This is a genomic window from uncultured Sphaerochaeta sp. (assembly GCF_963676625.2).
Lineage (GTDB): Bacteria > Spirochaetota > Spirochaetia > Sphaerochaetales > Sphaerochaetaceae > Sphaerochaeta.
The window spans coordinates 1397171-1418628 of the sequence record NZ_CAXXYB010000004.1; the positions used below are offsets into that span (position 1 = coordinate 1397171).

General features: G+C 44.0%; 22 protein-coding genes. 9 read left to right on the forward strand and 13 right to left on the reverse strand.

What is annotated here, in order from left to right:
- Nucleotides 1-14: 14 nt before the first annotated feature.
- The 4 genes from ACHZBG_RS09390 to ACHZBG_RS09405 form a co-directional block, all read right to left on the reverse strand.
- Complete coding sequence (locus tag ACHZBG_RS09390; protein ID WP_320129189.1) at nt 15-791, reverse strand: metal ABC transporter solute-binding protein, Zn/Mn family; 777 nt, start codon at nt 789-791, stop codon at nt 15-17.
- Entirely contained in the window at nt 788-1603 is an 816-nt protein-coding gene (locus ACHZBG_RS09395) for a metal ABC transporter permease (protein WP_320129190.1), read from the reverse strand. Before ACHZBG_RS09395 ends, ACHZBG_RS09390 begins: the two co-directional genes overlap by 4 nt.
- A complete protein-coding gene (locus ACHZBG_RS09400) occupies nt 1596-2681 on the reverse strand; it encodes a DUF1893 domain-containing protein (protein ID WP_320129191.1) in 1086 nt (361 codons plus the stop codon). Before ACHZBG_RS09400 ends, ACHZBG_RS09395 begins: the two co-directional genes overlap by 8 nt.
- A 134-nt stretch (nt 2682-2815) precedes the next feature.
- Nucleotides 2816-3241, reverse strand: coding sequence for a DUF3842 family protein (locus tag ACHZBG_RS09405; protein ID WP_320129192.1), 426 nt, complete (start codon nt 3239-3241; stop codon nt 2816-2818).
- 45 nt (nt 3242-3286) lie between these two features.
- Here ACHZBG_RS09405 and ACHZBG_RS09410 point away from each other — a divergent pair, with 45 nt between their 5' ends.
- The 4 genes from ACHZBG_RS09410 to ACHZBG_RS09425 all read left to right on the forward strand — a co-directional run bounded on the left by ACHZBG_RS09410 (nt 3287) and on the right by ACHZBG_RS09425 (nt 7064).
- Nucleotides 3287-4054 carry a FadR/GntR family transcriptional regulator gene (locus ACHZBG_RS09410; protein WP_320129193.1) on the forward strand — a complete coding sequence of 256 codons (768 nt, stop codon included), beginning with the start codon at nt 3287-3289 and terminating at the stop codon, nt 4052-4054.
- Nucleotides 4055-4146: 92 nt separating this feature from the next.
- Nucleotides 4147-4992, forward strand: a complete 846-nt coding sequence (locus tag ACHZBG_RS09415) for an MBL fold metallo-hydrolase (protein ID WP_320129194.1) — start codon at nt 4147-4149, stop codon at nt 4990-4992.
- A 32-nt stretch (nt 4993-5024) separates the two neighbouring features.
- Nucleotides 5025-6368, forward strand: coding sequence for a GntP family permease (locus ACHZBG_RS09420; protein WP_320129195.1), 1344 nt, complete (start codon nt 5025-5027; stop codon nt 6366-6368).
- 54 nt (nt 6369-6422) lie between these two features.
- Entirely contained in the window at nt 6423-7064 is a 642-nt protein-coding gene (locus ACHZBG_RS09425; RefSeq protein WP_320129196.1) for a tetratricopeptide repeat protein, read from the forward strand.
- 20 nt (nt 7065-7084) lie between these two features.
- Here the strand turns inward: ACHZBG_RS09425 and ACHZBG_RS09430 are convergent, their stop codons facing one another.
- Nucleotides 7085-7702, reverse strand: a complete 618-nt coding sequence (locus ACHZBG_RS09430; protein ID WP_320129197.1) for an RlmE family RNA methyltransferase — start codon at nt 7700-7702, stop codon at nt 7085-7087.
- 1029 nt (nt 7703-8731) lie between these two features.
- Here ACHZBG_RS09430 and ACHZBG_RS09435 point away from each other — a divergent pair.
- Nucleotides 8732-9370, forward strand: coding sequence for a rhomboid family intramembrane serine protease (locus ACHZBG_RS09435; RefSeq protein WP_320129198.1), 639 nt, complete (start codon nt 8732-8734; stop codon nt 9368-9370).
- Between the two features lie 38 nt (nt 9371-9408).
- On the opposite strand, the gene ACHZBG_RS09440 is transcribed toward ACHZBG_RS09435, so the two are convergent.
- Nucleotides 9409-10509 (reverse strand): adenosine deaminase, encoded by a 1101-nt coding sequence (locus ACHZBG_RS09440; protein WP_394699373.1) that lies wholly within the window; start codon nt 10507-10509, stop codon nt 9409-9411.
- Nucleotides 10510-10677: 168 nt separating this feature from the next.
- Here ACHZBG_RS09440 and ACHZBG_RS09445 point away from each other — a divergent pair, with 168 nt between their 5' ends.
- Complete coding sequence (locus ACHZBG_RS09445) at nt 10678-11190, forward strand: ankyrin repeat domain-containing protein (RefSeq protein ID WP_320129200.1); 513 nt, start codon at nt 10678-10680, stop codon at nt 11188-11190.
- A gap of 90 nt (nt 11191-11280) precedes the next feature.
- Here ACHZBG_RS09445 and ACHZBG_RS09450 read toward each other — a convergent pair whose 3' ends face one another.
- From ACHZBG_RS09450 to ACHZBG_RS09480, 7 genes are all read right to left on the reverse strand, one after another.
- Complete coding sequence (locus tag ACHZBG_RS09450) at nt 11281-12012, reverse strand: GntR family transcriptional regulator (protein WP_320129201.1); 732 nt, start codon at nt 12010-12012, stop codon at nt 11281-11283.
- Between the two features lie 137 nt (nt 12013-12149).
- Nucleotides 12150-12953 carry a gluconate 5-dehydrogenase gene (locus ACHZBG_RS09455; RefSeq protein WP_320129202.1) on the reverse strand — a complete coding sequence of 268 codons (804 nt, stop codon included), beginning with the start codon at nt 12951-12953 and terminating at the stop codon, nt 12150-12152.
- A 36-nt stretch (nt 12954-12989) separates the two neighbouring features.
- Complete coding sequence (locus tag ACHZBG_RS09460) at nt 12990-13781, reverse strand: aldolase/citrate lyase family protein (protein ID WP_320129203.1); 792 nt, start codon at nt 13779-13781, stop codon at nt 12990-12992.
- 118 nt (nt 13782-13899) lie between these two features.
- Nucleotides 13900-15177 (reverse strand): TRAP transporter large permease, encoded by a 1278-nt coding sequence (locus tag ACHZBG_RS09465; RefSeq protein ID WP_320129204.1) that lies wholly within the window; start codon nt 15175-15177, stop codon nt 13900-13902.
- A 1-nt stretch (nt 15178) separates the two neighbouring features.
- Entirely contained in the window at nt 15179-15694 is a 516-nt protein-coding gene (locus ACHZBG_RS09470; RefSeq protein WP_320129205.1) for a TRAP transporter small permease, read from the reverse strand.
- Nucleotides 15695-15754: 60 nt separating this feature from the next.
- Nucleotides 15755-16792, reverse strand: a complete 1038-nt coding sequence (locus ACHZBG_RS09475) for a TRAP transporter substrate-binding protein (RefSeq protein WP_320129206.1) — start codon at nt 16790-16792, stop codon at nt 15755-15757.
- 313 nt (nt 16793-17105) lie between these two features.
- Nucleotides 17106-18872: a proline--tRNA ligase gene (locus ACHZBG_RS09480; RefSeq protein WP_320129207.1), complete on the reverse strand. Its 1767-nt coding sequence runs from the start codon at nt 18870-18872 to the stop codon at nt 17106-17108.
- A gap of 132 nt (nt 18873-19004) precedes the next feature.
- On the opposite strand from ACHZBG_RS09480, the gene ACHZBG_RS09485 reads away from it, so the two are divergent.
- Genes ACHZBG_RS09485 through ACHZBG_RS09495 form a run of 3 tightly spaced genes read left to right on the forward strand, consistent with a single transcriptional unit; the run spans nt 19005 to nt 21458 of the window.
- A complete protein-coding gene (locus ACHZBG_RS09485) occupies nt 19005-19670 on the forward strand; it encodes a class II aldolase/adducin family protein (protein WP_320129208.1) in 666 nt (221 codons plus the stop codon).
- Between the two features lie 10 nt (nt 19671-19680).
- On the forward strand, nt 19681-20514 hold the full coding sequence (locus tag ACHZBG_RS09490; RefSeq protein WP_320129209.1) for a transketolase: 834 nt from the start codon (nt 19681-19683) through the stop codon (nt 20512-20514).
- Complete coding sequence (locus ACHZBG_RS09495) at nt 20511-21458, forward strand: transketolase C-terminal domain-containing protein (protein WP_320129210.1); 948 nt, start codon at nt 20511-20513, stop codon at nt 21456-21458. Before ACHZBG_RS09490 ends, ACHZBG_RS09495 begins: the two co-directional genes overlap by 4 nt.

Sequence of the window (21458 nt, forward strand, 5' to 3'; positions counted from 1 at the left end):
GAAGAAAGTAGGTCTTATTTTGCCAATAAGGCTGATATGTTTTCGCTGACCATTTTCTCCAGACTTCCCCGACCCACGGACTCCGGGAAGTTTCTCCAGACGATGACCTTGCTTGCAGGTGATACTTCTGCCAGGGGACTGGCTACCGGATTATGTATATTGTCGATGATGATGTCATACTGTTTATTGGCAGCATCTGCAATTTGAGTGGCGGTTATCGGCCCTGGGCCAAAAGTTCCGGCAACGTTCAAGCCAAGATCCTTGGCAAGATACACTTGCATTGAATGGCACAGTACTTTCTTGGTATCCAGACCAGCTTTGGTCACTGCCGCCTTTCCTTGTTCGATGGTTGCGTCATATTGGGCAACTCGTTCTCCGCTTATCGCCTCAGTCCCGAAGATTGTGGCAATTTCCTGTGCTTGTGCCTTGACGGTGGCAAGGGAGTTGTCGGTTGTTATCTTCACCATTTTGGTCGATCCGTTTGATAGGGCATCTCCCAAGGTTTTCATCATACGTTCATATCCTGCGTAGATGAAATAATCGGCATCGGAAATATTCTTGACATCGGAAACCGTTATTTCGTACTCGGGGGGATGCACCAAGGAGGCAGGGGCTATGGTCGTAAGCGTATCGACACCCCCAAGATCAGCAAAGGCTGCTGTCCAGGAGGTAGAGGCGACGACCTTTGGCCCTTGGTTGGTTACAGTGGTCTGCGTTTCTTCGATTCCTTGGGCATAGAGACTGGCTGAGAGAATCAGGAAAAGCAAGACGGGCAAAAATTTTCTTTTCATAGAGACTTCCTTTTATGTAATAGATGAACAACGAGATATAACAAGGCGGAAAGCAAGGCAATTGTCCCACTTGGAGGAAGATCGCTTACTATGGCGCCCAGAAAACCAAAGAAAGAAAGAAATAGACCTATGAGACAGGAGCGAATAAATAGTTGCTTGAGACTTTTTGCCTGGATGGCAGCAATCAGGACAGGAAGGATCAACAAGGCGTCGATCAACAGGGCTCCCAATAGTTTCATTGCCAAGGCGATTACCATGGCAATGGATACGAGCATGATCGTATGGTGGAACCTGACATGCATACCCAACGACTGGGCAATTTCCTGGTCAAAGAATATGGCGCTGATGGTCTTGAAATTGAATATGACATACACAATGAGGATTATTCCCATACAGGCAAGGGTGAAAACTTCCAACTTGCCCAGGGCAAAGGGACTTCCCCAGAGCAGTTGCAAGGTATCCTTTGCCGGAACATCGAATATGTGCATTACCAAAGAAGCCATTGCCATGGTAAAGACCATTGCCGCTGCACTGCTGATTCCAAAACCCTGGGAAGAATCCCCTGTCAGTTTGAGAATCACAAATACCAGCAAGAGATTGATCAATAGGCTGACAGGAAGCATTGGTAGGGAAAAGGCCAGGGATAGCGCCCCTCCCAGAATGACTCCATGCATGAGCATATAGCGCATTGGTACCAGATCGAGGCGAAGAACCATGACCCCGGCGGCAGGAAAGCAAATTCCGGCGATGGTCATGGCAATGAGGCCTTTTGCAACGGGAGGTAGCATGAGCAAGGAGAGCAGATTACTCATGGTCATCTCCCAGAATCAGTATTGGCCAGTCCAGATCGATACCGATTTCCTTGTCATGCGTGACAATGATTATGGTAGGCATCTCTCCTACGCTCAAGGATTTGAGGATTTCCAATAAAGTCCTTCGACTCTCTACATCCAAAAAGGAGGTAGGTTCGTCAAGCAGTAAGAGTCGTGCTTTTTGACAAAGACAACGTGCAAGGGCTACCTTTTGTTGTTCCCCACCGCTTAAGGAATAGTAATTTCGATTCCTGAGTTCAAATACTCCTGTTCGTCTCAGGCTTGTATCTATCTCCCATTTCTGTCGCTCTAGTGAAAGAGTCCTGTCAACTGCCATACTGACCACTTCAAAAGCTGATACCGGGAATTGTTCCTGGTGAGCTTGTTGTTGTTTTATATACCCAATGGTTCCTGCCTGAAGTTGGCTTGGGGCTTTCCCGTCAATGAGAATATTCCCTCCAGAAAGTTCAAGTTTTCCCAAAAGAGCTTTCAAAAGCGTTGTCTTTCCATTTCCATTGGCGCCTTTTACCAAGAGATGGCCGCCCTTGGGTATGGAAAAAGATACATTGTTGAGTATCTTGTGGTCTCCATATGAGAAGGATGCACTTGAAACTTCTACAGGAACTCCGCTTACCAAATTGGCCCTGATCCTCAATATTCTGTACATTTCAACGCTGTCTTCCATAGGTTCCAATAAGGCTTCCGTCATGCAAGCCAGTTTGTCGACCTTTTTGTCCCAGGAAATCTCTACTCCCGACTTTTGATAATAGGCAAGGGCCAGCTCACTTATCAGATTGATATGGGCTTTCTTGACGCCAAAGCGAACCATCAATACAGCTGCTGCCTTTCCTGCAGCGGTGTCATGTATATATAAAAATTCTTTGTTTCCCTTGTAAGTTTCCAGAAATTTTTCCAAGGAAAAAAGTGGGTTGAGCCACCTTCCTTTATCTGAAAAAATACAAGTTTCATTGTCATAGGCCTGGAGGGTTATGTTGTCCGGGAGTTTTTGTTTATAAGGTTCCACTCGTGCTCCAAAAAAAGCCACGATTGCAAAAAGAAAGGTTCTTCTTGCCTTCATGGCTTGTTGTATGTATTTGATTACCTATTCGTAAAGAAGTTGCTTCTTCATGAAGCTGTATGAGTGCATACTATAGGGATGAATAGCTCTTGTCAAGAAATATGACGATAGTAAAAAAGCGCTTTCAGTACGAATTATTCGTTTCCAAGCAGTTCTGAGAGGGTATCAATAGTCATTTCAACCAACTCGCCCAAAAGGTATCCCTGTTTCCCCACAATGGTAATATTGCACTTGCTGATCGGGATGAGAATCTTATGTGCAGGGCTCTGCGAAACTGCAAGAGCCATGGCGGGAGTTATTTCACCATGAAGGGAATCGGCTGCGATGATGCCGAGGGGGCCCATTATTATATCTGCGGTTCGGCAAGCAACCAATACCGGGTTCTCACCAGTCGCCGTAGCATCGGCACCACTGCGAAGCATGGCGCTGGCTGCCATGCTATTGGTTCCTATGGCAAGGATTTCCAATTGAGGGAACCGTTCTTTGACTGATGAAACCAGTGTCTTTCCCAGACTACCGCCCTGTCCGTCGATGATTACAATTTTTACCGTTTTATTCATGATATAAAAGTATACGAGAAAGACGGTGAAAAGAAAACCTGCAATATGCTTTCTTGGCATCGTCCCGATGCCTTCAGTTACTTGCAGAATGAAACAGTTATCTGTACCATTGGAATAATGGAATCCCTAAAGAAAGAACGGTTGTCTGTTATGGTGACCGATGCAATCAAAGACATTATCAGAAACGAAAACTTGAAACCGGGAGATCGGTTGTATAGCGAGAAACAGCTTTCCGAAAGACTTGAGGTAAGTAGGTCTTCTATCAGGGAAGCCCTTAGAATGCTTGAGGTGTCTGGCATTATAAAGGTTTATCAAGGAAAGGGTGTCTTTATCAATGATCAGGACACGATGGTACATCCCGTACAAGATTGGGTCGTGGAAAATGCAGAATCCTTGAAGGAACATTTTGAAGTTCGTCTTTTGATTGAACCTCATGCTGCTTCTGTTGCAGCCCAACGGGCTAGTTCCAAGGATCTGGAAATTTTGCAAAAGACCTACAACGATTTTGTTGGTTTTGTCCAGTCAGGGAATGTTGCCAGGGCTATAGCTACTGATGGAGCTTTTCATCTTGCCATTGCCAAGGCTACCCGAAACAGAACTCTTATTGTTCTTATGCGAACAATGGAACAGACTCTCAATGAGGGATGGTATGCAAGTTTGCATGTTCCAGGGCGACTGGACTCCTCGATTGCAGAGCATTTTGAATTGCTCCAGGCGATAGAAGCGAAAGACTCTGTGTTAGCTGCATCAACCATGGAAAAGCATCTGAATAAGGCTATTTCTGACATTCAACAGTTTTTTGGTGCTATGTAAGAAATAGTTTGACAATATGCAAAAAGAGGGTTTATTATAGACTAACTTGTCAGACAACTGACAAGTTAGTCTTTATTATAAAGGTACTCTTGATGGAAATAAGTATTACAACTTTGATAGAAAATACCCAGGGTGAGCATACAGCCCTTTCAGTGGAACATGGCCTTTCCTTTCTTATTGAAAAGGGAGACCAGTCAGTATTATTCGATACTGGCCAAAGCAAAAAATTCATGGACAATGCTGCAAAACTAGGGAAAGATCTTTCCTTGGTTCATCAGGTTGTTCTCAGTCATGGCCATTATGACCATAGCGGAGGATTTCGTTCCTTTGTGGATACAAATAATGCTTCAGAAGTGACCCTTTGGACTGGAAAGCATTTTTTCGACCTGAAATACGGAAAAATTGGCTCTGCCGTACAATTCTTGGGTAATGACTTTGATGAAGATTTTTTGGTGCGAAATACCATTACACACAAGACAGTCAGCAATGAAATAACTGAAATTGTTTCTGGCATATGGGTTGTCAATGGGTTTTCCAGTACTTATCCAGAAGAAGTTCCAAATCCACGGTTTATCAAAAGAAGTACTGCCGGGGGAGTCTGGAAGGAAGATGATTTTGAGGATGAGGTGTTGCTTGTCGTAGAATCTTCCCAAGGGTTGGTTGTGATAGTCGGGTGCGCCCACCCTGGAATCCTGAATATGCTTAATACAGTCTCAAAGAAATTCGGCAAGAATATTTTTGCACTTCTGGGAGGTACTCATCTTATAGAAGCTGACGAAGAACGATTGCAAAAAACTCTGAAGGAATTTCAAGAAAGGTCGATCGAAATTTTGGGTATATCGCACTGTTCAGGTCCTTATGCTGTTGAACAAGCGATTTCTCTTGGCCAAACGAATTTTCGCAATAGTACGGGGACAACGCTCATTCTAGAAGGATGACGAGAGAATATACTTTGTTAAGGGGGACTGAAATGGCTGGATGGTATCTGTTTTTAGTTATTATCGTTGCTATTGTGGGAATGGTGGTTTTGATCTCGAAGTTCAAATGGCACCCATTCATAGTGTTATTACTTTCCGGATATTTTGTCGGGGTGTTATGTGGAATTCCTGTCGATAAACTTATAACGACTCTGACTTCTGGATTCGGTTCGATTCTCGGGAGCATAGGAATCGTAATTATTGCAGGAACAATTATTGGGACAATTCTGGAGAAAACCGGGGCAGCACTTACTATGGCCAATACAATCCTTAAGGTTGTTGGTAAGAAACATGCTCCTTTGACCATGAGCCTGACAGGATATATCGTAAGTATTCCGGTTTTTTGTGATTCAGGTTTTGTCATCCTTTCTCCGATCAATAGAGCCTTGGCAGCAAAATCAGGGGTTTCTCTTGCCGTTATGGCTACCTGTTTGAGTTCCGGGCTGTATGCCACCCATTGTCTGGTGCCTCCTACACCAGGTCCAATTATCATGGCAGGGACGTTGAATGCAGATCTTGGATTGGTAATTCTCGTAGGCTTGTTGATTTCGATTCCTGTCATGTTGGTCGGATACCTGTATGCGTTGAAGATTTCCAGTAAATTTGATATTCCTGCAAATCCTGAAGTATCATTGGAAGATCTTGTTGAAAAATATGGAAAATTGCCCAGTGCCCTCAAATCGTTTGCGCCTATTCTTCTTCCTATCCTGTTGATTGCCCTGAAATCGATAGCTGATTTTCCTTCAACCCCCTTTGGAGCTGCACATGTAAAGGCTTTCTTTGACTTTATTGGAAATCCTGTTACCGCTTTGATTCTTGGAGTTGGGCTGGTCGTTACCTTGATTCCTAAGTCAGAGAAGAAAGGAACTTCCTTCAATTGGATGAGTGAAGGGATTTCAAGTTCTGCAAGCATTTTGGCCATAACCGGTGCAGGAGGTGCCCTTGGTGCCGTTTTGAAATCTCTCCCCATCGCTGAGGTCCTTTCAGGTAGTCTGATCCAAATGAACGCCGGTCTGTTGATTCCGTTCCTTATTGCAGCACTCTTGAAGACAGCAATGGGAGCTTCAACGGTTGCAATGATTGTTACTTCAGCTATGATGGCTCCCCTGATGGTAAAATTGGGGTGGACTTCGGAAATGGCAAAAGTACTTACCCTTATGGCCATAGGGGCTGGTTCCATGACTGTTTCCCATGCAAATGATAGCTACTTCTGGGTTGTGTCGCAGTTCTCAGATATGGATACTGCTACTGCGTACAAGACGCAAACCGGTGTTACCCTGGTTCAGGGAATTACTACTATTACTATAGTTATGATCCTTGGAATATTTTTTCTTTGATTCAATAATAATTTTGCCGGCAGGATTTTCCTGTCGGCTCTTGGGAGGTCCTCGATGAATGTATTCTTTTGGTACCATCAACGTAGGATGCTCAATGCCATGGTCCAGAACCAATGGGTTGAAGCTGAATCCCATACGAGGAGCTTGCTTGACAAACAGGGACCTTCCATGGGGTTGGAATATAATCTTGCCGTTGTGCTTCTTGGCCAGGAGCGATTTGAAGAGGCCTCTCGTACGTTGTTCCTTGCCATTGAACGATATGGTGAAAGTCTTCGGTTATGTCGCCTGTTAGCTGATATCCAATATGTCAGAGGAAATCGTAATGAAGCGATTCAATGGTATCAAAAAACACTTGATGATAATCCTCAGGGTAAGGAATTGCATTTGGTAACGGCACGTCTGGACTTGCTTCTTGATGAAACTCGCTTTCATCGGATACAAGAAACACTGCAAGGCATTGGAGAAGCCCGGGAACAGCTGGAAAAGAATCCCCAGAGAGCTTTTGTCTTGTATCAGGCTATTGCTGAGGCTGATCCTACCCATGTCGAGGCTTTGAATAATCTTGGAACCTTGTATCTCAATTCTTTCAACAATCCCCTTGCGGCAGTTGAGGCTTTTTCACAAGTTCTGGCTTTGGTTGACAATCCAGGAGCAGCAAGAAATCTTGCCAAGGCAAAAAAAGAAGCAAAGGTTTGATCTTTGCTTCTTCTGATATCCTACATTTGTGTGTGGGTTTCTTTTTTATCCAAGCCTATCAAGTATATTTCGAATGAATCATCTCTACAGGCTTTTGGCTTGAAGGGTTTTACCTTGGTAAACATGGCTCTCATGGTTTGTATCAATTCAACTTGTCCGCCACCTTGGAAAATCTTTACGACCAGGTTTCCATGGGTTTTGAGATGATCACTGGCAAGATAGACTACTTGTTCTGCCAAGTACTCACTTCTTGCGGTATCGACGGAACGATTACCCATGGTCATGGGTGCTACATCACTGATAATTGCATCATAAGGGCCGTTTTCAACTAGCAAGGCCCTGATATCCTTGCTAAAGGCATCCCCGACAAATGCGGTGACCGTAGAGGGAATGGGGTTCAGGTTCAACGGGTTTAAATCGACTGCAATGATCTTTCCCTGTCCCTTGAGAAGGACCCTATCGGTGTAGAGGGTCCAGGAACCAGGGGCTGCCCCGACATCCAAGACTGAATCACCAGGCTTGACCAATCGAAAATTGTTCTGGATTTCTTCCAGCTTATATACCGAGCGGGCAGGGTAGCCCTCTTTGTGTGCTCTCTTTGTATAGGAGTCTGCGCGATCTCTTCTGCTTGTTGCCATACTTTTACTATAGCAAATATAAGAGAATGTCGAAAGGGCAAAAGAAGGTGCCAGCTGTTTTTATGGGGTGGGGAGAGAAGCTGGCACCTAGGAAATCACACTTTAAGGAGGTTTGAAAAAAACTGTTGTTCTGTACATAGACTATAATGCAGATAGCGTGCCAACTTGAATTTCTTTATTTAAAGTGATTAATACATTCCATAGGAATAGAATACATTCAATTTTCAATGGTCTCCACTGTGAAAAAAAATCACAGGGATCAAATAGATTACAGTATTTCGATGTAGGGGCTTTTTATGGTTTTCAGAAGGATATCATGTACCTGTTGAGTGTCATGATAAGGAAAATAACAATATCCAGGTCTCTCTTGGATAAAAGGAAGGTACCAGCAATTTTTATGGGGTAGAGTATTGCTGGTACCTTGGAAATCACACTTAAAAGGAGGTATGAAAAAAACTGTTGCTCTGTTCATATAGTATAATGCATTATTCGTGCCATGTATTAAATACATGACTATAAGTATATTAAATTATACTTATAGTTGTTTTTATAAAAGGAATTGGCGTTGGTATACTGTGCAAAAAAGTATCAGTTTCCTAATTTATTACACTTGGGTAATCTCTTAAGCAAAAAGGGTTGGAAATACTCTGTTTCTACATGATTGTTGATTTTTTGTATAGGGAAAAGGTAAAAAGAAGGTGCCAGCTGTTTTTGTGGGGTGGGAAGAGAAGCTGGCACCTAGGAAATCACACTTTAAGGAGGTTTGAAAAAAACTGTTGCTCTGTTCATATAGTATAGTGCATAAATCGTGCCAACTTCAAAATTATATACCGTAGGAATTAATATATGACTATATGGACTATATGACGAACAAACTATTCATTTTTTGCTGTGCAAAAAAGTTACAGTAATGTAATTTTTCACACTATTTTCTATATTGCCTGGCTAGTTCCAGAAAAAATTGACGGGAATTTAAGTCTGAACCCTTGTTGATTGACGAATTGTCATTACCTCTATACCTTATATCCTATGAATAAAAAGAGCATCATCAACCGGCGATTCCGGAATAACTCGTATACGAATATCACCTTGAAACTCATAATCATCAATGTCTTGGTGTATGGCCTTACGATGTATGTCTACCCCAAAAGTGAATATTACCTGGCCATGATACCTTCCTTTGTGTTGCATGGGTATGTCTGGCAGTTTTTTACCTATATGTTCGTGCATGGTAGTTTATCCCATATTTTCTTTAATATGCTTAGTTTGTTCATTTTTGGAACAATGGTGGAACAGAGGGTAGGAAGCAATGAATTTTTGCTATTCTACCTTTTGACCGGTATAGTCAGCGGAATTCTTAGCTTTCTTTGTTATCTTGCAGCTGGCACAAATGTTATCCTTATCGGGGCCTCGGGTGCCATTTATGGTGTACTATTGATGTTTGCCGTTTTCTATCCATATGCAAAGGTATTCATCTTCGGATTGATACCTATCAGGGCACCGATTCTTGTCGTACTCTATGCAGGGATTGAATTATCAAGCCAGGTTTTCGGGGCCGGTGGAAATGTTGCTCACCTTACCCATCTCAGCGGACTGCTTTTTGCCTATCTCTACTGCAGGATCAGAATGCATATAAATCCCATAGAAGTATGGAAACGGACCATGTAAGCTGGTCCGTTATTCCTTTTTTTGATTCGCTTACTCGTTCAGTCCATTATCCCGTAATTTACCCTGATTTCCGCATACCGTTTCTTTATCACGTCATAGATTATCTTGATTTTCTCGTCATGATGGATAAAAGCGGATTTCATTGCATTGATGGTCAATTTTTCCAGGTCCCTGAGATTCAGGTTATAATATTGGACTGCCAATTCCATTTCCTTGGTCAAGTCCGTATCACTCATGAGGCGATTGTCCGTGCACAGGAATACCCTGAAATTGTTCCTGAAGAAAATAGGGAAGGGGTGGTGGGCATAATCGATTGCAGCCCCAGTTCCTACATTACTGGTGAGACACATTTCCATAGGAATTCTCCGATCGAGAATAAAATTGGCAAGGGATCCCATTTCTTCTATATGGGTCCCCTCTATTGTCATATCCTCTATCAACCGGGTTCCGTGTCCAATACGGTGTGCGCCACATACTTGTATTGCCTGCCAGATGGATTCAACCCCAAAGGCTTCTCCCGCATGGATGGTAATATTGAAATTCTTGTTTCGAATGTATTGGAAGGCTTCCAGATGTTTTTTTGGGGGATAGCCACTTTCGTCACCTGCCAGATCGAATCCGACGACTCCCCGGTCACAGAAAGCTACCGCAAGTTCGGCGATTGCAAGGGAAACGGAAGGATTCTGGTTCCTCATGGCACATAGTATGAGCCCTGAAGGCATTCCTGTACTCTTTTTGCCTCGTTGCAAGCCGTCCAGGACAGCTTGTACCGCTTGTTCCGTGGACAATCCCTTTGCTGTGTGCAGAATGGGGGCAAAACGAATTTCTGCATAGCAAACATTTTGTGCTGCCAAATCCTCTACGGCTTCGAACGCTATTCTTTCCAAGGCCTCCCTGGTTTGCATCACGGCAGTAGTGATGGAAAAAGTTTCCAGATAAAGAGAGAGACTCTTTTGTTTGCAACCTCTGACAAACCAGGCCCTTAAGGTTTGGGGGTCGGTTGCAGGGAGTTTTACATGCTGTTCTTGTGCCAGTTCCAGGATGGTCTCGATTCTGAGGCCCCCATCCAAATGGTCATGCAATTCGACTTTTGCAACTTGTTGGATAATTTCTTTTGTCAACATGGTAGTATCATACATCATTACTCTTGATATACGCAAATCCAAAGAAGCAAAATGAAAGGTAAAAATTCCTTTCAAGGATTTTATGCTCTAAAAAAGGTGAAACTCTGTACATAAATACAAAAACTTGAAATACTATGCATAAGTAAGTTTAAACAAAATAATGAGTAAGGAGTTTTTGAAACTATGTCTAGAAATGTTGAAAGTCTTAACAAAAAGTTACTTGCCGCTGCCGTTTCTTCGACTAAAGCCAAGGAAATCAAGACCCTTTTGACCCAGGGTGCAGACATACACACTCAAAATGAATGGGGTCTTACTCCAATAATGCTTGCAGCTCAATACAATCCCTCCGTCAGTGTGCTCAAGGCTTTATTGGAAGCTGGGGCAGATATTCAGGAGGCCGAACCTAAATATCGTTCAAATGCCTTGCATCTTGCCGCCAACAAAAGTACGAGTCCAAAGATCATCGCAGAATTGCTGAAAGCTGGTGCAGATCTCAATGCCCGCAATTATCTCGGGGAGACAGCCCTGATCCTTGCAGTCAATACCAATAACGAAACAAGAATTGTCTCAGAGTTGATCAAAGCCGGTGCTGATATCAACGCCCGGGACTATCAAGGCCATTCCGTGTTGGAATATGCCAAGGCTACCAAGCGTACCTATATCATAAACCAGCTCAAACGAATGGGGGCAAACTAAGTACCAAATTTCTGAAAGAAAATCAGTATGAAACAGATCTCCTGCAAAGGAGATCTGTTGTCCTTGAAGAAGAATAAAATACTTCAAGAATCAATAATTATAACGTTTGTTATATTCTTTCCAGAAATCCAGGTCTTGAGGAGCTTTGAAGAAGGAACCGTACTCATTGAGGACCTTTGGTCCCATGCGTCGCAAGCCACCGTTGAGATGGGTGCCAAGAATGGGGACAACAGTCTCTGGCTTTTCGGCTTTGATTGCTTGAAGAAGTTTTTCATGGTCACCGGAGATTTCCGAGTATTTTTGTGTTTCTACAAAATCAAGAATCCTGAAACGCGTATAATGGATTTCTTGCTGTTGAATGATATTCCAAAGATCCTGGCACCTTCGATTCTTAAACCAAATACTATGCATTTCACTATCTAGATTAAAGTAGTCTGTTTTGTTGACAGGTTCTTTTTCTATCAATATTTTTTGTTTCCTGATATTGTGTTCAATCTCTTCCAGAATTAAGGGATCAGGATGGCTATCGATGAAATCAATGATGATTCTGCTTTCAATATTTATTCGGAGATGAATCATCTGGTAAATGTAATCCAAATCCAGAAGGCTAGAGAAGACACCTCGATAAGGAATGATATCTACCAAGCCAAGATCACTTAGACGCTGGAAAGCTGTTCTGACAGGTGGTCTGGAGGCATTGAATCTTTCGCATACTACGCTTTCTTGCAACTGTTCTCCTGGATTAATCGTCAAGTCGCAAAGTTCTTGCTTGAGTATTTGGAAAATATTATTACTTGATTCGCTTTGGCCTTTCTCTGTCATTTTATCAATTCCTTTACGTGGATGTACTCATTTGCTACTACTTCGTATGGTATCATCATTTTATTATTAAACAAGCAAGTATGGGAAGGTGTATTCATATGAAGGTACTTCCCATACTTATTACAGAAAGGCATGGTCTATTCTGGTTGCTTGCCAATATAGGCCAGGATACCCCCGTCGACATACAGCACGTGCCCGTTTACGAAGTCAGAGGCTTCGGAGGCAAGGAACACCGCGGGGCCCGTCAGGTCCTCGGTCGTCCCCCACCGTGCAGCCGGAGTCTTTGCTACGATGAAACTGTCGAACGGATGCCTGGACCCGTCTGCTTGCCTCTCGCGCAAGGGAGCTGTCTGCGGGGTAGCGATGTATCCGGGTCCGATCCCGTTGCACTGGATGTTGAACTGCCCGTATTCACTGCAAATGTTTCGGGTGAGCATCTTCAGTCCACCCTTTGCCGCCGCATACGCACTGACCGTCTCCCGACCCAGCTCGCTCATCATCGAACAGATGTTGATGATCTTTCCCTTGTTCCTCTCGATCATCGAGGGCAGTACTGCCTTCGATACGATGAACGGTGCATTCAGGTCAATATCGATTACCTTGCGGAAATCGGCCACGTCCATCTCGATCATCGGCGTGCGCTTGATGATCCCTGCGTTGTTCACCAGGATATCTATGGGTCCCAGCTCCGCAGTTATCTTTGATACGGTCGCTATCACCGCCTGCTCGTTGGTCACGTCGCATACGTAGCCCTTGGCCTCGATGCCCTTCTCCTTATAGGATGCAAGGCCCTTGTCGACCAAGGCCTGGTTGATATCATTGAAGGCTATTCGTGCCCCGGCCTGAGAGAATGCCGTTGCCAAGGCAAAACCGATACCGTAGGAGGCGCCCGTAACGAAGGCTACCTTTCCCTTGAGTGAAAATTTCTGTGTAAAGTCCATAATATGTCCTCTTCCTATACCAAACATTGATTGCTTTTAGCGGTTTTTCTTAACTAAGGAAATGGCTTCTGTTTGCATTGTTTTCAATGCTGCTTGCAAATGGTACATATCATTTCCCAGAATTAACATAGTAATACCTTTCGCGATAGCTGCCTCAATATTTTCCTTGGTTGCAGGTACTACCGGACACATTACTCCAATTCCTCTTTTTGCTGCTCCTTCGGCCAGTTTCTTGTAAGCATCGGCAACTCGTGGATCCTCGGTTGCATAGCCTACCTTAGCTCCAATGGAGAGTGAATAATCAATTGGCCCGAAGTTGACTGCATCGATTCCCGGAACATCAAGGATTGCATCCAGGTTTTCCGTGAACTCGAAATCTTCGTCCATGGGGATGACCAGGGTGTCTGCATTGCTCTTTGCTACATATTCAGCCCAAGAGAATCCTGGACCTCCAAATCCTGCGGATCGAACATTCGATTCAGCACCTCGACGTCCGAGTGGAGGGAATTTTGCTCCATGGACAATCTGCAGGACATCTTCTTTTGTACGGGTATGGGGGACTACAATTCCCTCGGCGCCCATCTCCAGAACCTTGCGTATTTCTATTTCATCGGTTCCCGACACCCTGACCACTGCCGGAATACCCGCAAGTTTTGCGGACATAATCAGTTTTTCCATATTATTCGGGCCATCAAGAGGACAATGTTCAAGATCAAGATATACGAAATCGTATCCCCAGTTCCCGATAGCTTCTACGACACATGTCGCTGCAGTAAATACAGTGATACCAAAGACAGGACCCTTTTTCATTCGTTCGCGTAATGTCATATACTTCTCCTTCTTTTCCCATTTTATGGAAATGGCAAAAGTGTTTTAATTTTTGAAAGCAGGATTTTTCATTTTTTCTCCGAGGAATATGGATCTCTTGAAATGCCTTGCAGTATTCTTACATAAGGCTTGGAAGGAAGAGAGAAATTCCTGGAATAAATGAAACGAGCAACAATATCAAAAGATTGCAAAACAAGAAAGGAACGGCTTCCTTGAAAACCTCAATGATGGATAATCCTGAAATCTTTGCTCCGACATTGAGACACATCCCCACAGGAGGCGTAACCAACCCAATTGCCAGGCCTACGATCAAAATCATTCCAAATTGTAATTCATCCATTCCTAATTGCCGCATGACAGGTAATAGAATTGGAGCGATAAGAAGAATACATGGAACAACATCCAGGAAAGTACCAAGAAACAAAATGAGAATATCAAAAAGAATGAGGACAACCCAGAAGGGTATGTTGGAAGCCAATAAAAACGCGGCAATGGTATTGGGAACTTGCTCAATTGCCAAGGCCCAGGTAAAAACCATGGTAAATCCACCAATGATCATGATAGAAGCGGTCATCACAGCTGTTTTTTTCAAGGATTTGATTATGGCCTTGCATTTCAGTTCCTTATAAACAAAAAAACCAAGAAGCACGGAGTAGAGAAGGGCAATACCGGCACTCTCACTGGCAGTCGCAATTCCGAAAGAAACTGAAACAATGATCAATATAGGCATAAAAATTGCGAGTGTTCCATCCTTTGCAATTTTAAGGGTTTCTCGTATGGGAAGTGATCCTTCTTCTTGTGGATAATGCTTTTTCTTGGAGATGAGAAAGGTGTATATAAATTGTGATCCACCAACCAAAATACCTGGAATGACACCTGCCAGGAAGAGTTTTCCTACACTCGCACCACTTACCATCGAGTACATAAGCATGGGAATGCTCGGAGGGATAATCATTCCCATTGTTGAGGAAGCTACGGTTACTCCTGCCGCAAATCCCCTGGGATATCCTTTTTTGATCATGTCCGGGATAAGAATACTTCCCAAGGCCGAAGTGTCTGCAACGGAAGAGCCTGTTATTCCACCGAAAATCATGGAAGCTACAATATTGACCTCTGCAAGTCCCCCATGGAAGGGCCGCACCAATAGCAAGGCAAAATTAATCAGTCTTCGAGTAAGCCCGCAATGGTTCATCAATTCCCCAGTCAGCATAAATAAGGGCATGGCAATGATAATGAAGTTGTTGGTTCCGCTTAGAATGCGTTGGGGAAAGGACATCAGAAAGGAAGGTTCTGTCAGGAGCATATATACAATGCCTGAACTTCCTATCGCATAAGCAATAGGTACCCCCAATAACAAGAGAACAAGCAAGACCAAGAACATTATAGTAAGGCTCATATTACATCCCTTCCCCTAAATAAGAATCATCAAAATATCCACACTGAGGTTCTTCGATATGGATAAAATGGCTAAGAATATTCACGATTGAATACAAGACAGTCAACGATGAAGAAATTGGAATGATGGAATAAAAAAAACCAAAGGGAACGCCAGAATTTGGAGAGACCGTGGAGCCTACCATTTGTATCCATCGAATGCTGTAATACATCAAAAATCCAGAGACAACGATGATTACGATTTGTATGAATATTTCGGAGATGATTCGCAACGTTCCATGAAGCTTTGAAGTAAAGTAATTGATGCTGATATGTTGCTTTTCCCGAACACAGACCGCTGCCCCAAGAAACGTGTCAAATACAAATAGCATTGTAAGAAATTCTTCAACCCATCCATAGGAAAGACTTAAGAAATAACGAAGGAAAACAGAGATAATAACCCCAACAGCCAAGAGACCTATCATGGTTATGCAAATTGCAGATAGGGTTTTATCTAGATATTTGATTAATGAATTCATGAATTTCCTCGATATGAAGGCAAGCCAAAGGAATCCCTCGGGCTTGCCGGATAGGTATCTTTAATTTCCCAGTGCAACTTTTCTTACGGCATCAAGTTCTTCTTGCGTAAAGGTGCCTTTCTGAATGAAATAGTCATATACCGGGGCACAAGCAGCAATGAATTGCTGACGCTCTGCTTCTGTGGGTTTATAGATTTTTACTCCACTGTCCTCAATCAATTTATAATACTTATCATCCATTTCAAGCCTGAGTTTGTTTTGTTCTTTGGTAAAGATCCAAGCTCCATCAGTGACGATCTTTTGGAGGTCTTCGGGTAGATTGTTATAAAATTTTAAATTCATGCTTATGACTTCTGGATGAAATTGGTAATTGATATAGGTCATATATTTCTGGACTTCATAGAATTTCATGTCCCCGATATTGGCCAAAGGATTTTCCTGTCCATCCGCAACACCGGTTTTCAATGCCATATAGGTATCTGCATAGGGAATTGAGACTGGATTTGCTCCCAATTCACTCATGCATTTGATGATTGATTCCATTCCAGGGGTTCTGATTTTCAATCCCTTCATATCTGCTGGGCTCTTAATTTCATGAACATTATTGGTTATCTGACGTGATCCGCCATTACCGAAGGCAAGCAATTTCAGGTTGTTTTTTTCTCCATCCTTTCGGATGGCTTCACCGATTTCACTTTGGGAAACTCTCATCAGGGCATCTTGGTCCTGGAAAAAGAATGGCATGAGGATGAGGTTCAATTTCTCTGTCTGGGGATCGAAGGGACCTCCTACAAAACATTCCAGGTTTCCCATCTTTTCCGATTCAATCATTTCAGCTTCTTTGCCAAGAATTCCTGCAGGGTAGATCTCTACACTGAGACGACCGTTTGAGGTCTCTTCCAAATATTTCTTATATACCAGCAAAGCTTTATGTCTAGGACTTTCGGTCGTGAATTCATGGCCAACCTTGATTTTGTAGACCTTCTCCACCTTTGTTGTCGGAGTTACCTCCGTAGCAACGTTTGCCGGTGTTGTTTGCTTTGTGCAACCTGTTAACACCAAGGCGGCAACAAAAACAGCCAAGAGCATTTTTTTCATTTTTTCAATCTCCTTTCTATATTCTTTCCAGATGCATCGAGAAATGCTGAACTGGTAAGTTTTACGTCTACTTAAAAAACCTCATGGAAGAAATCTTTTTAAGTGATATCACATATTAAAAGTGAATTCAGTTTAACTAATAGAAATCTAAATCATAAAATGGATTCTGTAAAGAAATATTTTTATAAATCGTCATTTCTGATTTTTGTGAAAAAAGCATTGTACATTCCTTGATTGAATGCATAAGCAAAAAAAAGGAATATCTGAAAACCAGATATTCCCTTGATGGAATTACGTATTGAGGATACTTGTATTAGCCCTTGATCCATTCCTTCTCGACAATCTTGTCCTGGATCTCTTTTGTGAGCTTGGCGATAAGATCCTTGATTTCTCCGACAATATTGTCCAGGTCATAGGAAAGGGTTTCCTCAAGGTTGCTTCTCAGCTTGACCTCGACTTTCCCTTCTTTCAGGGAACGGTTTCCTATCGTAATGCGGATAGGCAAGCCAATGAGGTCGGCATCCGCAAACTTTACCCCTGCTGATTCCTTTCTGTCATCAAAGAGAACCTCGATACCGTTGTCGGACAAATCCTTGTAGATCTTTTCTCCGACTTCCGCATCCTTGACCAAACTTACCAGATGCACCTGATAGGGTGCGACGGTAATAGGCAGGGACAAACCTTTGTCATCGTTATAGTTTTCGGCAAGACAGGCAAGCAAGCGACCGACCCCGATACCATACGAACCCATAATCACAGGGCGACGTGTCCCGTCTACATCCTGGAAGAAACAATTCATGCTCTCGCTGTATCTGGTTCCCAACTGGAAAATATTGCCAACCTCGACACCCTTTGAGGATGCCAGGGGTTTCCCGCAGACAGGGCAGGCATTGCCTGAAGTAGCACTGGCAATATCGGCAACGATTCCAGAATAATCACGCCCGAAATTTGTATTCAACAGATGATAGCCTTCCTCGTTGGCTCCTGCGACGAGGTTGTTGCTCTTTGCCACTGAGTCATCAATGATGGCGATGACTTCAGCCTTGGCTCCGATGGGCGATCCAAAACCAGGGACCATACCACCTGCAACAATTTCCTCGATATGGGCAGGACGAAGGGAATTTGCCTTGGCGGCATTTTGCAGTTTGTTCTCCTCAACGTCCATATCCCCACGAATGACACCGATGATCAATTTTTCTTGTTCTTCCCCGTTCGAGGCATCGATGAAGGTTCCGACCATGAAGACAGCCTTTGCCGTTTGTTTTTTCTCGATCTTGAGGAAAGCACAAAGCTCGTCTATTGTCTTTGTATTGGGAGTAAGGATTTTTTCGATGGCCTTTGGCTCTGATGTAAGATATTCCTTTTTGAAGGTTGCTACCTGGCGGTTTGCCGTATAGCCACATTCGGAACAGGTAATGAGGGTATCTTCGCCAATGGGAGAAAGGTACATGTATTCATGGGAAATTTTTCCTCCCATCATACCGCTGTCTGCCCCTACGACAATGACAGGAAGTCCGCAACGACTGTATATCCTGAAATAAGCCTTGTAATGCTTGGCATAGATGTCATCCAGACCTTCCTGGGTGCGATCGAAGGAATAGCTATCCTTCATGGTGAACTCCCGTACCCTGATCAATCCGGCACGGGGACGGGGGTCGTCACGCCATTTTGTCTGGATCTGGTACACCAGCTGGGGAAGCCTCTTATAGCTATCTATCTCTCCCCGGGCAAGATCGGTTACACATTCCTCATGGGTCATGGCGAGGACCATATCCCTGTTGCCTCGATCCTGGAACCGGCTCAATTCTTTGTCAATGCTGTAAAATCTTCCTGTTTCTTTCCATATATCAGCAGGATTGACCAATGGCATGAGAATCTCTTGCCCCCCGATGTCATTCATCTCTTCGCGAATAACCTGTTCAATTTTTCTGGTAGCGTTGAAACCGAAGGGAAGAAGCGAAAAAATACCGGCGCCCATCTGGCGGATAAATCCTGCACGAAGCAGATATTCATATCCCTTGCAGTCGGCACCGTTTGGGGCTTCCCTGAGGGTTTTGGAAAACAACGTGGACATTCTCATGATAATACGTCTCCTCTGATTACTGGAACACCGCCCATTGTAGCAAAACGACCAACCCTTCTCAAGGTATAAACATCTTTACTGACACGATGATAACTTTATCTTCATGGTCGATGCATGCTATAATCGGCCATGGATAAAAGCCAATTTGATGAACAACGGCAGCAGGTAGCTGCTTGCATGACTAGATTGTATAATCGCCAGCTTACGACTGCCTCAGGTGGAAACATAAGCTTGAGGATCAACGACGATTTATTTTGCATAACTCCTTCCGCCCTCGACAAAGCGTCGCTGACGTATGATACGATCGCCCTTGTTACCATGGACGGGGAGAATTTGACCAAAAACCTTACCTTGAGCATTGAAACCGAGATGCATAGGCTTATCTTGCGTTCTCGCAAGGATTGCCAGGCTATCGTTCATGCCCATCCGACCTATACTTCAGCTTTCACGGCTATAACGAATAACGGAAAGTGCGCCATTGATACGAAAATGATTGCCGAGTCCTACTATATATTGGAAGAACCCGTGATGGTGGACTATCGCTTGATGGGAACCGTTGCCCTTGCCGAGCAAGTAGCAAGCCAGGCCCTTGGTCATGATGTCTTGTTGTTGGAAAACCATGGGGCCCTTACTATTGGCAAGACTCTTTTGGAAGCTTTTGATAAAATGGAATTGCTGGAGAGAGCTGCCCAAATGACAGTAATCTCCGCAATAATGGAGCGCAAAGGGTGTTCTGTATCCGATTTGCAAGAAAGTCGGTGTCAGGAATTAATGCATATGAAAAACAAAAAATAAGGAGATAGAAATGCTTGATGTCAAAGAACTGAAGCTAAAAGCTTTGGAAATTCGAAAATTGACGATTGAGGAAATCGGCCATTTCGGATCAGGGCATATTGGTGGCAGTATGTCGATCGTGGAATTGCTTACGTATCTGTATTATCACGAGATGAGAGTAGATCCCACCGATGTGAAAAAGATTGACCGTGACCGTCTGGTTTGTTCCAAGGGACATGCTGGACCGGCTGTCTATGCTACGTTGGCGAGTAAAGGCTATTTCCCTATTGAACTGCTTATGACTCTCAACCAAGGTGGTACGACCCTTCCCAGTCACTGTGATATGACCAAGACTCCTGGTATTGATTTTACGGGAGGCTCCCTGGGACAAGGTTTCAGTGCTGCCGTAGGCATTGCCCTTGGACAAAAGATTCAGAAAATTGAGGCTAACACCTTTGCAATAATCGGAGATGGAGAGAGTCAGGAAGGACAGATTTGGGAAGCGGCGGAGACAGCGGCCCAATGGAAGTTGGGAAATTTGATTGCCTTTACTGATTTCAATAAGCTCCAGCTTGATGGTCCCACTTCAGAGATCGTCGGCATGGATAACATCGATACCCGTTGGCTTGGATTCAACTGGCATGTACAGAGGATCAATGGACATGACTTTGCCCAGATTGACCATGCCGTACAGGTTGCCAAGACCGTAACCGATAGGCCGAGCATGATTATCATGGATACCATAAAATCCTATGGTTTTATTCCGGGTGAAGGTATTACCGCAAACCATAGCATGGCATTTGATACCGCTACAGCCGAAAAGGCCGTACACGACCTCTATGCACGCGAGGGGGTACAGGAATGAGAGATACAAGTACAATTTCGAATATGCGCGATGCCGTAATGGCCGCGATCAATGATTTGGCAAGTGAGCACCCCGAAGTTGTAATGCTTGATGCAGACCTTTCGAGTTGCATCGGGTCAACTTCCTTCTGCAAAGCCTTCCCCAACAGGTTTTTTAACTGCGGGATTGCCGAGGCAAATATGATTGGTGTCGCTGCCGGTCTTGCCTCTACGGGATTGATTCCCTATGCCCATACCTTTGGCTGTTTTGCAAGCCGCAGGGCATATGACCAGTTCTTCATTTCCGTTGGGTATGCCCATCAGGTAGTTCATCTTGTCGGAAGTGACCCGGGCATTACTGCCCAGCTCAATGGCGGGACCCATATGCCCTTTGAGGATATCGCCCTCATGAGACAAGTCCCGGGTGTAATAATTCTCGATCCGAGTGATACGCAGAGTTGTTATGAGTTGATGAGACAGGCCCATGACCTGAACAAGACTTCCTATACCCGTGCAGCCCGAAAGGGTGCAACCCATCGGTATCCTGTTGGAACCAAGATTGAACTTGGCAAGGGAATTGTTCTTGCCGAGGGTGATGATGTCGGTATCTTCGCTACCGGTGAAGTGATGGTAAATGCCGCCGAGAAGGCTCTTCCCTTGCTCAAGGCAAAGGGAATCAATGCAACCTTGGTGGACCTGCATACCATTCGGCCCTTGGATTATGCCCTGGTCGATCAGGTTGCCAAACGTTGCGAACATGTTCTTGTTTGCGAAAACGGACGGTATGCCGGTGGTGTAGGCGAGGATATCGCTGGATACCTGGCCAGGACAAATCCTGTCTTGATGGATTTTGTCAACGTTGGCGAACGGTTCGGTGAAGTAGGCAAGCTCGATTATCTTGCAAAGACCTTTGGTTTCACTGCAGAGAATATTGCCCTGAAAGCTGAAGAGCTGGCTAAAAGGTAA

Bases quoted from the DNA above. Each gene is read 5' to 3' on its own strand.
- ACHZBG_RS09455 (WP_320129202.1), bottom strand. From the start codon at position 12,953: ATGGACTTTACACAGAAATTTTCACTCAAGGGAAAGGTAGCCTTCGTT.
- ACHZBG_RS09420 (WP_320129195.1), top strand. From the start codon at position 5,025: ATGGCTGGATGGTATCTGTTTTTAGTTATTATCGTTGCTATTGTGGGA.
- ACHZBG_RS09405 (WP_320129192.1), bottom strand. From the start codon at position 3,241: ATGAATAAAACGGTAAAAATTGTAATCATCGACGGACAGGGCGGTAGT.
- ACHZBG_RS09410 (WP_320129193.1), top strand. From the start codon at position 3,287: ATGCTTTCTTGGCATCGTCCCGATGCCTTCAGTTACTTGCAGAATGAA.
- ACHZBG_RS09395 (WP_320129190.1), bottom strand. From the start codon at position 1,603: ATGAGTAATCTGCTCTCCTTGCTCATGCTACCTCCCGTTGCAAAAGGC.
- ACHZBG_RS09440 (WP_394699373.1), bottom strand. From the start codon at position 10,509: ATGTATGATACTACCATGTTGACAAAAGAAATTATCCAACAAGTTGCA.
- ACHZBG_RS09415 (WP_320129194.1), top strand. From the start codon at position 4,147: ATGGAAATAAGTATTACAACTTTGATAGAAAATACCCAGGGTGAGCAT.
- ACHZBG_RS09435 (WP_320129198.1), top strand. From the start codon at position 8,732: ATGAATAAAAAGAGCATCATCAACCGGCGATTCCGGAATAACTCGTAT.
- ACHZBG_RS09450 (WP_320129201.1), bottom strand. From the start codon at position 12,012: ATGACAGAGAAAGGCCAAAGCGAATCAAGTAATAATATTTTCCAAATA.
- ACHZBG_RS09490 (WP_320129209.1), top strand. From the start codon at position 19,681: ATGCTTGATGTCAAAGAACTGAAGCTAAAAGCTTTGGAAATTCGAAAA.
- ACHZBG_RS09425 (WP_320129196.1), top strand. From the start codon at position 6,423: ATGAATGTATTCTTTTGGTACCATCAACGTAGGATGCTCAATGCCATG.
- ACHZBG_RS09460 (WP_320129203.1), bottom strand. From the start codon at position 13,781: ATGACATTACGCGAACGAATGAAAAAGGGTCCTGTCTTTGGTATCACT.
- ACHZBG_RS09475 (WP_320129206.1), bottom strand. From the start codon at position 16,792: ATGAAAAAAATGCTCTTGGCTGTTTTTGTTGCCGCCTTGGTGTTAACA.
- ACHZBG_RS09430 (WP_320129197.1), bottom strand. From the start codon at position 7,702: ATGGCAACAAGCAGAAGAGATCGCGCAGACTCCTATACAAAGAGAGCA.
- ACHZBG_RS09485 (WP_320129208.1), top strand. From the start codon at position 19,005: ATGGATAAAAGCCAATTTGATGAACAACGGCAGCAGGTAGCTGCTTGC.
- ACHZBG_RS09390 (WP_320129189.1), bottom strand. From the start codon at position 791: ATGAAAAGAAAATTTTTGCCCGTCTTGCTTTTCCTGATTCTCTCAGCC.
- ACHZBG_RS09495 (WP_320129210.1), top strand. From the start codon at position 20,511: ATGAGAGATACAAGTACAATTTCGAATATGCGCGATGCCGTAATGGCC.
- ACHZBG_RS09480 (WP_320129207.1), bottom strand. From the start codon at position 18,872: ATGAGAATGTCCACGTTGTTTTCCAAAACCCTCAGGGAAGCCCCAAAC.
- ACHZBG_RS09400 (WP_320129191.1), bottom strand. From the start codon at position 2,681: ATGAAGGCAAGAAGAACCTTTCTTTTTGCAATCGTGGCTTTTTTTGGA.
- ACHZBG_RS09465 (WP_320129204.1), bottom strand. From the start codon at position 15,177: ATGAGCCTTACTATAATGTTCTTGGTCTTGCTTGTTCTCTTGTTATTG.
- ACHZBG_RS09470 (WP_320129205.1), bottom strand. From the start codon at position 15,694: ATGAATTCATTAATCAAATATCTAGATAAAACCCTATCTGCAATTTGC.
- ACHZBG_RS09445 (WP_320129200.1), top strand. From the start codon at position 10,678: ATGTCTAGAAATGTTGAAAGTCTTAACAAAAAGTTACTTGCCGCTGCC.